The following is a 14,647-nucleotide window of genomic DNA, read 5'->3' on the forward strand; positions in this document are numbered from 1 at the left end:
AACCACATATCTGTGACAAACGGAAAACAAAGGTTTGGGGGGCGGGAAAACACAGGTTCGAGGTTCGAGGGGCGAGGACGGGCTTTGCCCTGAGGGGAAATGCAGAGGCGGGAATCGAGAGGCGAGAAGCGAGAAGCGAGAAACATTTCACTCGCGGGGAGTCCTCGCTCCTCGGAGTGAAACGTACTCGCTCCCCGCACCCTGTGTTTAACGTTGGTACTTGTAGAACATCGTTGCTAACGGCGGAAGTGTTAGCTCAATGGAGTTGTCTAGTCCTTGGGACTCGACTGGCTCTACTGCTGCGACTTCGCGTACGACAACGCCGCTACCGTCGTATTTGCTATCGTCCGTGTTAAGTAGCAGCTCATAGCTGCCCTCGAATGGTACGCCTAGGCGGAAGTTTTCGTGTGGGACTGGGGTGAAATTGGTCACCACTAGGACGCGCTCACCGTCTTCACTCATACGCTCATGGGCAATCACGCTCGCATCCGCATCGTCTTGTAAGCGCCACTCGAAACCGCGTGGCTCGCTATCGAGCTCGTGCAGGGCTTTCTCACCACGGTAGAGGTTGTTCAGGTCGCGTGTCAGGTCTTGAATACCTTTATGACGGGCAAATTCCAACAAGAACCATTGCAGCTGATCATCGTGGTCCCACTCGGCGGTTTGACCTAGCTCGGCGCCCATAAAGTTCAACTTCTTGCCTGGCTGGCCATACATGTAGCCGTAGTAGGCACGGCAGTTGGCGGTTTGTTGCCACTCATCGCCTGGCATTTTGCCGATGATTGAGCCTTTACCGTACACCACTTCATCGTGTGAGAGTGACAGCACGTAGTTTTCGCTGTGTGCGTAAACCAGTGGGAAAGTCAGCGTATTGTGGTGGTACTTACGATGGACAGGATCTTCTTTGATGTAAGAAAGACTGTCGTGCATCCAGCCCATGTTCCACTTAAAGCCAAAGCCAAGGCCACCAGCAAAGGTTGGCGCTGATACGCCAGGGAAAGCAGTTGACTCTTCAGCAATGGTGATCGCATTCGGGAAGTGCTTGTACACCTCTTCGTTCATCCACTTAAGTGTCGCGATGGCGTCGTAGTTCTCACGGCCACCATCAATATTCGGAACCCACTGATCGTGGCTGCGCGAGTAATCGAGGTACAGCATTGACGCGACCGCATCAACACGGATGCCATCAATATGGAACTGTTCAAACCAGTACAGCGCGTTGGAAACCAAGAAACGGCGTACGTGCTCACGACCTAAGTCATAGATGTACGAGTTCCAGTCTTGGTGCCAACCGCGGCGAGGATCTGGGTCATGGAACAATGGTGTGCCATCGAAATTCGCCAGACCATGGTCATCTGATGGGAAGTGTGCTGGTACCCAATCAAGTACCACACCCAGGCCTGCTTGGTGACACTGGTCAACGAAGTACTTGAAATCATCTGGCGAGCCAAAGCGGCTGGTCGGCGCAAACATGCCAACAGGCTGATAACCCCAAGAGCCATAGAATGGGTGCTCAGACACTGGCATCAGTTCAACATGGGTATAACCCATATCCACCAGATAAGGCACCAACTGATCGGCTAGGTCACGATAGTTAAGAAACTGGCCATCTGCATCACGACGCCATGATCCTGCATGCAACTCATAGAAAGACAGCGCATCTTTGCGCTTTTCTGTCACTGGGCGTGTTTGCCACTCGTTATCTTGCCATTGGTAGCGCGCGTGATCGTAAGTCAGTGACGCAAACGATGGGTGCTGCTCAGAGTGGAAACCCCAAGGGTCAGCTTTGTGTGGTAAGCCCTTGCCATCTGGCCCTTTCATCTCGAATTTGTACTGAGATCCCTCAGGAAGGTTGGGGATAAAAATCCCCCAAATGCCGTAATCTAGGCGCTGCATCGGCGTGCGGCGGCCATCCCATTGGTTAAAGTCACCCACGATGCTACAAGCAGACGCGTGTGGTGCGTAAACCAAAAAGCGCGTGCCTGAGATATGCTCACCACCACGCTCTAGGGTAATAAATTGTGCACCTAGATGGTGGTACATCTCTTTTGGGGTATGCAGCTGTTCAAACTCTGCATATAAATTATGGTATTGATATGGGTCATCAATGTACTGCTCAGTGCCCTGCCAATCCACCGCCAATTGGTAGTGTTGCAGGTGCAAATCAAACGGGTGCTCTAGCACAAAGCCTGAGGCTTCTTCGCGCACCATCGCTAAACGAGAGCCGTCATCCAAGACGACTTGAATGTTGTCGGCACCCGGCATCCATACACGCAGGCTTCCTTGCTCTGCAGTTAGAAATGGACCGATAAATGCAAACGGATCCGCGTACGCGGCATTTTCTAGTTGGGTATACGCCAGCGTCATATCCTTAAGCCCTTCGCTCTTCAATTTTTTCTCTCCTAGACCTAACGAACCGAACGGACAGCAACCCTAACCAACAGTATCCACCACTTGCCAGACGAGAAGTGGATACGGTTAGTAGCACGCTCGGATTCTTTCTTCTTTGTTATAATGTGCCCGAATCATTTGACGCCTTGGCCAAATTTGGGCAAAAAAAAACCCGCTAAGAGCGGGTCTAAAATTAGCGTTCGGCCAGTCTACCTAATATTCACCATCGATAGAGTGACCAAACCGATATTTCTATGCAGCAAGGCTATTTACTTGCTTCGGCACGTACTTCAGTCAGGCGCTGAGCAAGACGATTAACATTGTCTTGAGCGAAGATCTGGTCAAGGTTTACCGACAACTTACGACGCCAGTTCGGGTACTCGTCTACTGTGCCTGGGATGTTAACTGGCTTGTCCATTTCAAGCCAATCTTCAAGCTGTACGCTAAGCAGTGTTGATGAGCCTGCCGCGACATGCAGTTGCAGCGCTTCTGCAAGATGCGTGTCCATTGGTACATACTGCGCGTCACGACCCACGCCCTCAGGCAAGTAACCGTGCCATGCAACTGAATCCAAGATGCCCTGTTTACTCTTAAGGCGATCGGCGAACAAACCCTCTAGCTGCTCTTCATTTGGGTAGAGACCCAGCTCACGACCCATCTTCAGATCATCGCAGTGCCAGAAGCCACGTAGGGTTGGCATATCGTGGGTACACAGCGCTGACATTGACTGATTCGCGTAGTGTCCTGGTGAGATAAAGCCGCCATCATCTTCTGATGTTTCGAAGAAGAACACCTTGTAAGAGTGCACACCCGCATCACGCAAGATACCGACAATCTCATCTGGTACCGTGCCAAGGTCTTCACCAATCACGCTACACTGGTGACGGTGCGACTCAAGTGCCAAGATCGCTAGCATGTCCTCTACTGGGTAGTAGATGTAAGCGCCATTGGTCGCGTCCTCACCCTTCGGAATCCACCACAGGCGTAGAAGGCCTAACACATGGTCGATACGCAGTGAGCCACAGTGCTTCATATTGGCACGCAGTAGCTCAATAAAGGCTTCATAACCCGTTGCTTGTAGCACTTGTGGATTAAGTGGTGGTAGGCCCCAGTTTTGACCTAGAGGGCCGAGGATATCCGGCGGAGCACCGATGCTTGCATCCAGCACTAGGTTGCCATCATCAGCCCAGGTCTCTGCGCCAGAATCCGCTACGCCAACTGCGAGGTCGCGGTAAAGGCCAACTGACATGCCCTTCTCTTGAGCAAGTGTTTGTGCTTCTTTGATCTGAGTATCGGCTACCCATTGCAAGTACATGTAAAGATTGATCTTATCTTGGTTATCTTTGATGTACTTTTGTACGGCAACGTTTTCAAAGCGGCGGTATTTCTCAGGGAAAACTGGCCAGCCCCAAACGTTGGCATCTTCCGCATGCAGCTCGGCGTGCAACGCATCGAACGCTGCTTGGTGCTGCAGGCTAACGCCGCCTTTGGCAACAAACGCTTCAAATTCTTGCGCTCGCTCAGTGCCCTTATCTAGATGACGTGCTTTAAACTCGTCAAACAGCAGTGGCAGCACGCTCATCTTCAGCGTAGACACCTCAGAGTAGTTCACCCAATGTGCATCACGCGCATCAGACAGACGGCGCTGAAAGTCCGCACTGCCGACTTTCTGCTGTGCTTCTGCGCTGAGAGAGAACTCAGGTACTGAGCTCACATCGATGTACATAATATTCAGCCAACGACGCGAAGACGGGCTGTATGGGCTTGCGCCCTCTGGGTTCGCCGGGAACAGTGAGTGAATCGGGTTTAAACCGACAAAATCACCACCGCGCGATGCGATATCAGCCACCAGCTGTTTTAGGTCACCGAAGTCACCGATGCCCCAGTTGTGTTGAGTACGCAACGTGTAAAGCTGAACACTCGGGCCCCACATTTTTTTACCTTCACCCATCTGCGGCTGTTTGAAACACGCCTCGGGAGTGATGATCAGAGTCATACAGTATGGAGTTTTGCGACGTTTACGCGTGATTTCGACCTTGTGATAACCCCATGGCAGGTTGCTTGGCAGTGCAAACACCAATGGGCCACCTTGTGCACGCTCATCGCGCACCACTTGAGACTGCAGGTAACCTTCCATTACCTCACCCTCTTCCGTGGTCAAAGACCAACTAAACTCGCTTTCGCGAGCACTTGTGCCTAGGTAAAGCGGTACTTCGACGGGCTCTCCACTTCTTAAGACAAGAACCGGGTCAAGTACATCCTTTTTATGCTTTTTCTCAGCAGACTTAAGCAAAGTTTCATCATTGGTTGTATCGTAACCAAGCGAGGCTAGTAGCCGACGTAGAGTTTCCTCCTCCACTTGGGCTTCATCGCCCCATGCACTGACGTAGCTATCGGCTAAACGCGCCATTTCAGCGACTTGTTTTAATACACTTTGTTGTTTCATCGCTCTCTCCGAAGGACTGCAGACCTTCTTCCTGTAGGGTTTGACCAAGGTTGGTCGAAAATTGTTGCAAGTTATAGAGCCAAGGCCTTTCCGCCTTGGCTCTATCAATATCATTAGGAAATTAGCGCTTAACCGCTTCTAGTTTCCAAATGTTGTTCACGTAGTCACGGATTGAACGGTCTGAGCTGAACTTGCCGACTAGTGCCGTGTTCAAGATCGCCTTCTTCGCCCAACCCGCTTGGTCGCGGTATTGTGCATCCATTGCCTCGTGCGCTTTCACGTAAGAAGCAAAATCAGCAAGACATAGGTATGGGTCACCGCCGTCTAGCAGGCTGTCGTACGTGGCACGTAGTAGACCTGGTTGACCTGGAGTAAACTCATCACCTAGGAGTAGATCTAGCGACGCTTTCAGTAGTGGATCTGCGTGGTAGTAATCAAATGGGTTGTAACCCGCTGCTTTCACGCGGTTAACACCGTCAACGTCTAGACCAAAGATGTAGATGTTCTCATCACCGACTTCTTCACGGATCTCAACGTTCGCGCCGTCCATAGTACCGATAGTCAGTGCACCGTTAAGTGCCATCTTCATGTTACCCGTACCTGAAGCTTCTTTACCCGCCATTGAGATTTGCTGAGAAACGTCCGCTGCAGGGATGATGATCTCCGCCATGCTCACGCGGTAGTCAGGGATAAAGACCACTTTCAGCTTGCCGCCTAGACGTGGGTCGTTGTTCACCTTCTCTGCAACCTTGTTGATGGCAAAGATGATCTCTTTCGCTAGGTGGTAACCTGGTGCTGCTTTCGCTGCGAAGAACACCACGCGAGGTACCATGTCAAACGTAGGGTCGTTCAATAGACGGTGGTATAGCGATAGTACGTGGATAAGGTCTAGGTGCTGACGCTTGTACTCGTGCAGACGCTTGATTTGCACGTCAAAGATAGCGTTAGTGTCTAGCTCGATGCCCATGTTTTCAGCAACCCAATCAGCCAGACGCTGTTTGTTTTGCTTCTTCACAGCCATGTACTCTTTCTGGAACTTAGCGTCTTCAGCAAACTCAGCAATCGCTTCTAGCTGCTCAAGTTTTGCTGGCCACTCAGTACCAATCTTATCTGTGATAAGCGCAGACAGACCTGGGTTACAGAACTTCAACCAACGACGTGGTGTTACACCGTTTGTCACGTTGTGTAGACGCGTTGGGTACATTGCGTGGAACTCTGGGAATAGGTCTTTCTTAACCAATTCTGAGTGAAGTGCTGCTACGCCGTTCACCGCGTAAGAGCCGATTACGCATAGGTTCGCCATGCGCACCATGCGGTGGAATCCTTCTTGGATGATGGATAGCTTCTGCTGCTTCTCAACATCGCCAGGCCACATTGCACGAACTTCTTTTAGGAAGCGGTGGTTGATCTCGTAAATGATCTCCATGTGACGAGGAAGTAGACGTTGGATCAGTGACTCAGACCAAGTTTCCAGTGCTTCTGGCAGTAGAGTGTGGTTGGTGTACGCGAACGTCTGTGAGCTGATTTCCCACGCCTCTTCCCAGCATAGACCTTTCTCATCGATAAGGATGCGCATTAGCTCTGGGATAGCAATCGTTGGGTGCGTATCGTTTAGCTGGATAGTCTCTTGCTTAGGCAGGTCTTGTAGTGTGAATCCTGCTGCTTCGTGACGACGCAGGATATCGCGTACCGATGCCGCAGAGTGGAAGTACTGCTGCATTAGACGCAGTGTTTTACCCTTCTCGTGGTTGTCATTCGGATAAAGGACTTTAGTGATGTTACCGGCATCGATCAGCGCGTGCTGCGCTTCGAAGTAGTCACCGTTGTTAAAGCTCTCTAGTGAGAATGGGGCAATCGCCTGACATTCCCAGAGGCGCAGCGGGTAAACCGTGTCTGACTCGTAGCCCACGATTGGTAGATCCCATGGCATTGCTTTTACTGACATGCCCGGTACCCACTTACGTACTTCTTGACCGTTTTGGTTTACAACCTCTACGTGACCAAAGAAACCGATCTCTTGCGCCAGCTCTGGACGAGCGACTTCCCAAGGGTAGCCTTCAACACAACGCCATGCATCTGGCGCTTCTTGTTGACGGCCGTCTTCGAATGACTGCTTGAATAGACCGTACTCGTAGTGCAGACCGTAACCCACGGTTGGGTACTCTTGTGCTGCACAAGAATCCATGAAACATGCCGCTAGACGACCTAGACCACCGTTACCCAATGACGGGTCGCGCTCTTCTTCTAGAAGGTCAGTTAGGTTTTGACCTAGCTCTTCCATAGCTTCCGTGATCTCTTCGTAAAGACCCATGCTGATCAGGTTGTTACCTGTCAAACGACCAATCAGGAACTCTAGAGATAAGTAGTTCACGCTTTTCGCGTTCTTGATTTTTGGATCCAGCTCAGTTTGCAGCAAGTCGAAGGTAGTGAGTTCGGCTAGCGCACGACCCATTGCTAGGTACCATGCACGTGGCGAAGCAGTTTCTACTGTCGTTGCGTAAGTTGCTGAAAGGTGTTTTTTTACGTCAGCTTGAAATGTAGCTTTATCGAAGTTTTGTTGTTGAGTAGGTTTCATTACAGAAATCTCACTTATTTGGTTTTAATCCATCTACCACATATCGTGCATTCTCCCCTTGAGCAAAACATCCTCCCGTTAGAGGCGGAGGATGGGAGGAGAATACAGGGCGTAGAGCCTATTACTCTGTCAATAAAGTGATCCGAATCGCACTAGGACCACTTTTTGCCAATTTTGTGTTGAGACTGATCACACTGACGTTCAATTAATCATCAACTTGTTTTCTCAGCAGAAAAATCAGTGACAAAGTGGTGAAGGCTAAAACTCCAACCTTGATCACAAACATTCCTTATGCTGGCTTATTGAACTATCAAAGCAGTGCAACCAATTTCAAATATAGAGATCAAAGCTGCACGATCTGTGACCAATAACTCAAATTTGGGGCGTAGATGGCAATAACAGAGGGATTGATGCAAAAACGCGGGCTAGATCAATATGCCACTTAACCGTAATTAAGTACCATGTCATTACGCTGGTGTAATCACACTTTTCGCAAAAAGAAAAGTGATTGATTAAAAAAACAAAAATAGAGACATCGAAAAAAACGATGCGCAAATACGTAGGGTAAGAACACGATGTGGATTCCATCAAAACTAACTCGTCCGGGTCGCCTGCACAACGCGATTGCCCGTCCAAGAGTTCTCGACTTACTGCAAGGCGCGAACTGCTACAAACTCGTCCTGTTTCGTTCTCCTGCCGGGTATGGCAAAACCACGATGGCGGCACAATGGCTCGCTGATAAGCACAATGTCGGCTGGTACAGCGTCGACGAGAGCGACAACGACTCGTTTCGTTTCATTAACTATTTTCTTCAAGCGCTGAACAAGGCTACCCATAACTGCTGCCCTAACGCGCAAAAGCTGGCCGAAAAACGCCAGTTCTCCTCGCTACACTCACTATTTGGTGAAGTATTTACTGAGTTGAGTAATTTTGGTGAGGAGTGCTATGTGGTTATCGATGATTACCATCTGATCAGTGATGATGAGATCCATGAATCGATGCGCTTTTTCCTTAAACACATGCCGGACAACCTCACCCTCGTGGTGACCAGCCGCGCCGCGCCGCCACTTGGCACCGCTAACCTACGTGTGCGCGACCTAATGATTGAGATTGGCAACGAGCTGTTAGCGTTTGATACCGAAGAGACCACGCGTTTCTTTAATCAGCGCGTGGATGACGGTATCGATGATATGACTGCCACCAACCTGTGTACCTATGTTGAGGGCTGGCCATCTGCGCTGCAGTTGATTGCTTTACAAGCACAACATCAGCAGCGCACGCTGGCCCAAACCGCAGAGTCGGTCTCACAATTTAATCACGCCCACCTATGGGATTACTTGATTGAAGAGGTGTTTGACCTACTTGATCAAGAAACGCGTCAGTTCTTGCTTGAGTGTTCAGTGCTGGATCACTTCAACGATACTTTGGTCTGCACCCTCACCAAGCGCGAAGATGCGCTGAGCATGCTTGAGTCGCTTAACCGCTACGGCCTATTTGTTTACCCGCTTGAGGGGGAGCAGAACTGGTATCGCTTTCATAATCTGTTTGCTGAATTCCTAGCCCACGAACGTCTGGCGCGTATTCCGCAAAAAGAGAGCGAACTGCACCGCGCAGCCGCGCAAGCATGGCTTGAGCAGGCGATGCCACATCGCGCTCTGAGCCACGCACTGATCTCCAATGATACCGAACTAATGGCGACCATTTTGCGTGAACACGGCTGGAAGATGTTTAACCAGGGTGAGTTGGAGTCACTAGAGAAAGCCATCAACTCACTCTCAGCTGAGCAGCTCTACACCGTGCCAAAGCTGTGTATGCTACAAGCTTGGGTTGAGCAAAGCCTGAATGGTTATAACAATGTTGGCCAGCTGGTGGCCAAAGCCTCGGAGCAGATGGAGCACTATAACGTCACTCTCACAGCCAAAGAGCAGGGTGAACTTAACGCACTCAAGGCTCAGGTGGCTATCAACCACAATGAGCCGGAGAAAGCCCTTGAGCTGGCAGAGCTGGCCCTTAGCCAACTTGACCACACGGTGTATCGCAGTCGTATTGTTGCCACATCTATCGTCGGAGAGGTTAATCACGTAACCGGTCAACTCAGCCGCGCACTGCCTATGATGCAGCAAACTGAGAAGTTGGCGCGTCAATACCAGGTGTATCACCAAGCACTGTGGGCGATGCTGCAGCAAAGTGAGATTTTGATTGCTCAAGGTTATGTACAAGCCGCCTACGAAGTGCAAGACAATGCGTTCAAACTAATTGAAGAGCACCAGCTACACCAAGTACCGATGCACGAGTTCCTTCTACGCCTGCGCGCTCAACTGTTGTGGTGCTGGAACCGCCTCGATGAGGCTGAGGTCTGCGCCTACAAGGGATTAGAAGTGCTCGGCAAAGAGTCGGATAACCGCAACCTTCACTCCTACTCCATGCTGGCGCGGATTGCGATTGGTCGCGGTGAACTGGATAAAGCGGCTAAATTCATCAAGCAGATCGAGCATTTGATGAATCAGTCGACCTACCACGTTGATTGGACCGCCAACGCCTCTCTATCACTACTGCTATTTTGGCAAGCACGCGGGGATAACGCGGCGATAGAAAAATGGTTGGAGACGACCACGCGTCCATCTGAGGCTTACAACCACTTTACTCAACTTCAGTGGCGTAATATCGTGCGCGCGCATATCAACCTTGGCCAGTTTGGTCAGGCGAAAGAGACCTTGACCTTCTTGCAACAACAAGCAGACAAGCACCAACTCGTTACCGATATCAATCGCAACCTGATTATTGAGACTATCCTGCTCGCCTGTCGTGGCGATGATGAACAGGCGAAAGAGAGTCTTAAGTACGCCCTTGAGATGACCAATCAAACTGGGATCTTAGGTAACTTCCTGATTGACGGTAATAAGATTGGTCACCTACTGGAAAAACTCACCCATAAGGCAGAGCTTGGCGACCTGGAGCGCCACCGCGCACAGCAGTTGATGAAAGACATCTCAACCACCCAGCGCAGCCGCTCAGTACACTTTGACGAGGAGTTTGTTGAAAAGCTGGTCAATCACCCGAATATTCCGGAATTAGTGCGAACCAGCCCGCTGACGCAGCGTGAATGGCAAGTACTTGGCCTAATTTATTCTGGCTTCAGTAATGAGCAGATTGCCCAAGAGTTGGATGTCGCCGGTACAACGATTAAGACCCACATCCGTAACTTGTACCAAAAACTCAATATCGCTAATCGCAAAGAAGCGATCCGCACAGCAGAGAACTTGCTGCAATTGATGGGATACTAAGCCCCCTCTCCTCCCCTACTTAACAAAGCACAGCGCCGCTGTGCTTTGTTATTTTTGCAGAAAATACAAAAGTAATATGTCAAAACCGTTGTTAATCATCATCAAGGTTGACCTTAAACTGCGTGCAAATTTCGATAAGGAGCCAGATTATGACTATATCGCTATTTTCTTCTTTCCAATTAGGTCAAGCCTCAATTAACAATCGCATCGTGATGGCACCTATGACTCGCTCACGCACCTCTCAGCCAGGTGATGTCCCAAACGAGCTAATGGCAACCTACTATGCTCAGCGCGCAACCGCCGGATTAATTATCACCGAAGGTGCGCCTATCTCTTCGATTGGTCGTGGCTATTCGCTCACTCCCGGCATCTACACCCAGGCCCATATTGATGGCTGGAAGAAAACCACCGAGGCGATTCATCAGCAAGGTGGCAAAGCCTTTATCCAGCTTTGGCACGTGGGCCGCCGCAGCCATGAGTCGATTACTGGCGAGCAAATTGTCTCCGCCTCGGCAATCAAAGAGGCTGACCAAGTGTTTGGCCCTCTACCACAAGGCGGATTTGGCATGATCGAGACCGGTATGCCGCGCGAAATGAGCCTAGATGACATCCAAAACACCATTTCTGACTTTGTCCAAGCAGCGCGTAATGCGATGGAAGCGGGCTTTGATGGCGTAGAAATCCACGCCGCGCATGGCTACCTGCTCGATCAGTTTATGCGTAAAGCCAGTAATCAACGTCAAGACCAATACGGTGGTAGCGCCGAAAATCGTATGCGCTTCTTGCTTGAAGCCACTCAAGCGGTCGCTGATGAAATTGGTGGCGACAAAACCGCAATTCGTCTATCGCCGTTCGTGACCGAGGGTTACGCCGAGGCTGATGATGACATTGTTGAACTGACTCTGGCCACGCTCGAAAAACTTGCGCCAATGCAGCTTGCCTATGTGCACTTTAGCGAGAATATCTCCAATTACACCAAAGCCACTGAAGACTTCCGTCAGCGCGCTCGGGCTATCTACCCACACCCAATCATGGTGGCTGGCAAGCTGACTCAAGAGAGCGCCCAAGAGCTACTCGATAAGGGCTACGCCGACCTCGCTGCCTTTGGTCAGCCATTTATCACCAACCCAGACTTTGTCTACCGCGCATAGCACAACTTACCACTAACACCGATTGGCTATGACGCCCACTCGACGTTTTATGGTGGGGATGAGAGAGGGTATACGGATTATCCTTCAGCGCGCGCTTAACTGCGCAGGGGCGAGAGGCGAGAGGCGAGAGGCGAGAGGCGAGAGGCGAGAGGCGAGAGGCGAGAGGCGAGAGGCGAGAGGCGAGAGGCGAGAGGCGAGAGGCGAGAAAAATTTTCCAACTCTGACGACCGCAGTCAAGTGTTCCACCACCTCGAGCGAAGCGTTCTCGCAGTGAAACGATCTCGACTCTCGACTCTGCTTAAGTTTTACAGTGTAAAACTTAAGCCTGCTGTTGTTTCAGTGCGAGGATCAGCACCGAGGTATCCATTCGGTTGTCACCTTTGGCGCTGAGTTGGCGATATTGCTCGATCACTTTGCTGGTGAGTGGCAGGGCGAGTCCCTGACGCTCGGCTTCGTCTAAGCAGAAGCCTAAGTCTTTGATCATCCAGTCGATGGCAAAGCCAAAGTCGAACTTATCTTCGGCCATGGTGACGCCGCGATTTTCCATCTGCCATGAGCCGGCGGCGCCGTGTTTGAGGCAATCGACAACCGTAGCGATGTCTAGGCCGGATTTCTCAGCCAGAAGCAAACCCTCAGATAAGCCGGTGAGAACGCCGCCAATACAGATTTGATTGACCATCTTGGCGCGCTGGCCTTGGCCAACCTTGCCCATTAGCACCGACGATTTGCCGTAGGCACTGAAAACCGGCTGCAAGGCATCGAAAAGCACCTGCTCACCACCACACATGATCGTCAGTACGCCATTCTCAGCGCCCGCTTGGCCACCAGAGACTGGCGCATCCATAAACTGAATAGAGAGGCTTTGCGCCGCTTCATTGAGTTCTTCCGCAAGGCTTGCCGAAGTGGTGGTATGGTCGACTAAAATCGCCCCTGGCTTCATTGCCGGCAATGCCCCAGAGTCGCTGGTGGCGATACTGCGCACATCGTCGTCATTACCGACACACATCAACACCACATCGGCATCTTTAACTGCTTCGGCAACCGTATCGGCCTGCTCTGCGCCATATTGGTTCGCCCAATCAATCGCTTTCTGTGTAGTACGGTTGTACACAGTAACGTCAAAACCAGCCTTGACTAGGTGTCCTGCCATGGGATAGCCCATCACCCCTAAACCGAGAAATGTCACTTTCATCTGTCTTTGTCCCTTCCCATCAAAATACTATTCTTACTACTCTAACCTCTAACCGCTACTGATAATCGCCGAAGTTAGGATCATCGAGTAGGGTGAGGCGTTACCGCCTCATCCCTCTCACAGAACCGCACGTACGGACCTCGTATACGGCTCATGCACATTTCCATTCAGCATATTCGCTGAACACATACCCTGTTCTAACATGATCAAGGTTGACCAGACCAAGGTCGTTGAACCATTGGTTTGGCATCGCAAGACTCGCTAAAGGGCTTAACGAGTTTCTCCAGTTCGTCATATTGATAAACTTAAACGGCGGACTATAGCCTAACTGTTTTAGCCTACGGTGTAGCCGTGTCGGTTTCTTCCACAGTCTTAACTGGATACTTCTCAGCCTTCGTCTTACCCAACCTGCTATACGCCTGAACTCCTTGCTACTATTGGCTATCCTGAAGTACTGGCTAAAACCCCTCAGCACTAGATTGAGATCTGATATCACCTGACTCACTGGTTTTCCACCACTGCGCTTGGTCATCTGCTTTAGCTTCTCTTTCAGCGCTGACAGTTTCTTCGTTTGAATACGGGTATATCGACTCCCGATTTCTACACCAAGGAACTTCACTCCCTCATCGCTATGCGCTATGTGGGATTTGCTCTGATTGACGCTAAGCTTCAGATCGCTTTCCAGTATTTTACTCGCCTGACATAACGCATTCTCTGCTCCCTTTCGACTACGATAGAAGATCAGTATGTCATCTGCATAGCGAACGATACGGTGACCTCGTCTGCGCATCTCTTGGTCGAATGCATCCAGATAGATGTTCGCTATCAAGGGACTTATCACCCCTCCCTGCGGACTGCCTATTTCTGTCTGCTGCCTGTAGCCATCTATCATCACACCACTTTTTAGCATCTGATTAATCAGTGCCAGTACGCTGCTATCTGTGACACGCTTTCGGATGCTCTTTAAGATCAGCTCATGATCGAGCTTGTCAAAGCACTTTGATAAGTCCATGTCCACCACATGCTGTAGACCGTATCGGCGTATAAACATCGTGGCTTTGTTGATAGCATCGTGACAACTTCGTTTTGGACGGTATCCAAAGCTTGATGGATGGAACCGCTCTTCGAAGATGGGAGTGAGGATATCATTCAAGACTTGTTGAACGACTCTATCCCGAACTGTCGGGATACCAAGGAGTCTTACTCCTCCTCCGTCTTTGGGGATCTCTACCCGCCTGACTGGCTGAGGGGAATACTGCTTGGTTTTAAGCTCCAGAAGAAGTAAGTCGAGGTTATCACTCAGATTTGAGGCGAAGTCACTCAGGCTCTGCTTATCTATTCCAGCCGCGCCTTTTGCTTTCTTCACTTTGATAAATCCTTTGTACAGGCGACGTTTACTTAATAAGTGCCCATACAAACTGTAATAAACTCTCAAAGTCTCATCTCTTCCTTCGGTTTGTGCGCTGTGTGGGGGCGCGATATTTCTTCTTCGTGTCGGTTTATTTCACTTCACTCTTTAGCCTTCTAGCTCAAGGGCAATCTACTAAAGTTCATCAAAGCTACTCCCATGTACGGTTTCTCATTTCAGTCGATTATTTCCATAACTGA

Annotated in this window: 5 protein-coding genes and 2 pseudogenes; 2 read left to right on the forward strand and 5 right to left on the reverse strand. The window is 50.4% G+C overall.

All coding sequences use genetic code 11. The features are described from left to right. Window positions 1–207 precede the first annotated feature (207 nt). The 3 genes from glgB to ACZ5R2_RS16675 all read right to left on the reverse strand — a co-directional run bounded on the left by glgB (window position 208) and on the right by ACZ5R2_RS16675 (window position 7,412). Window positions 208–2,367: a 1,4-alpha-glucan branching protein GlgB gene (gene glgB, locus ACZ5R2_RS16665; RefSeq protein ID WP_464903681.1), complete on the reverse strand. Its 2,160-nt coding sequence runs from the start codon at window positions 2,365–2,367 to the stop codon at window positions 208–210. Window positions 2,368–2,656: 289 nt separating this feature from the next. Then, window positions 2,657–4,837, reverse strand: coding sequence for a 4-alpha-glucanotransferase (gene malQ, locus ACZ5R2_RS16670; RefSeq protein ID WP_464903455.1), 2,181 nt, complete (start codon window positions 4,835–4,837; stop codon window positions 2,657–2,659). 121 nt (window positions 4,838–4,958) lie between these two features. Then, entirely contained in the window at window positions 4,959–7,412 is a 2,454-nt protein-coding gene (locus ACZ5R2_RS16675; RefSeq protein WP_464903454.1) for a glycogen/starch/alpha-glucan phosphorylase, read from the reverse strand. Between the two features lie 575 nt (window positions 7,413–7,987). Here ACZ5R2_RS16675 and malT point away from each other — a divergent pair. Continuing rightward, window positions 7,988–10,696: an HTH-type transcriptional regulator MalT gene (gene malT, locus ACZ5R2_RS16680; RefSeq protein WP_464903453.1), complete on the forward strand. Its 2,709-nt coding sequence runs from the start codon at window positions 7,988–7,990 to the stop codon at window positions 10,694–10,696. Window positions 10,697–10,845: 149 nt separating this feature from the next. Beyond that, window positions 10,846–11,946 (forward strand): annotated as a pseudogene (locus ACZ5R2_RS16685) (alkene reductase). Between the two features lie 220 nt (window positions 11,947–12,166). Here the strand turns inward: ACZ5R2_RS16685 and ACZ5R2_RS16690 are convergent. Both ACZ5R2_RS16690 and ltrA read right to left on the reverse strand, forming a co-directional pair. Then, a pseudogene (locus tag ACZ5R2_RS16690) lies at window positions 12,167–13,045 on the reverse strand (NAD(P)-dependent oxidoreductase); the annotation flags it as partial. A gap of 145 nt (window positions 13,046–13,190) precedes the next feature. Beyond that, entirely contained in the window at window positions 13,191–14,474 is a 1,284-nt protein-coding gene (gene ltrA / locus ACZ5R2_RS16695; protein ID WP_464903451.1) for a group II intron reverse transcriptase/maturase, read from the reverse strand. Between the last annotated feature and the right edge of the window lie 173 nt (window positions 14,475–14,647).

Source organism: Vibrio sabulosilitoris (assembly GCF_055391395.1).

Bases quoted from the DNA above. Each gene is read 5' to 3' on its own strand.
- glgB (WP_464903681.1), bottom strand. From the start codon at position 2,367: ATGACGCTGGCGTATACCCAACTAGAAAATGCCGCGTACGCGGATCCG.
- malQ (WP_464903455.1), bottom strand. From the start codon at position 4,837: ATGAAACAACAAAGTGTATTAAAACAAGTCGCTGAAATGGCGCGTTTA.
- ACZ5R2_RS16675 (WP_464903454.1), bottom strand. From the start codon at position 7,412: ATGAAACCTACTCAACAACAAAACTTCGATAAAGCTACATTTCAAGCT.
- malT (WP_464903453.1), top strand. From the start codon at position 7,988: ATGTGGATTCCATCAAAACTAACTCGTCCGGGTCGCCTGCACAACGCG.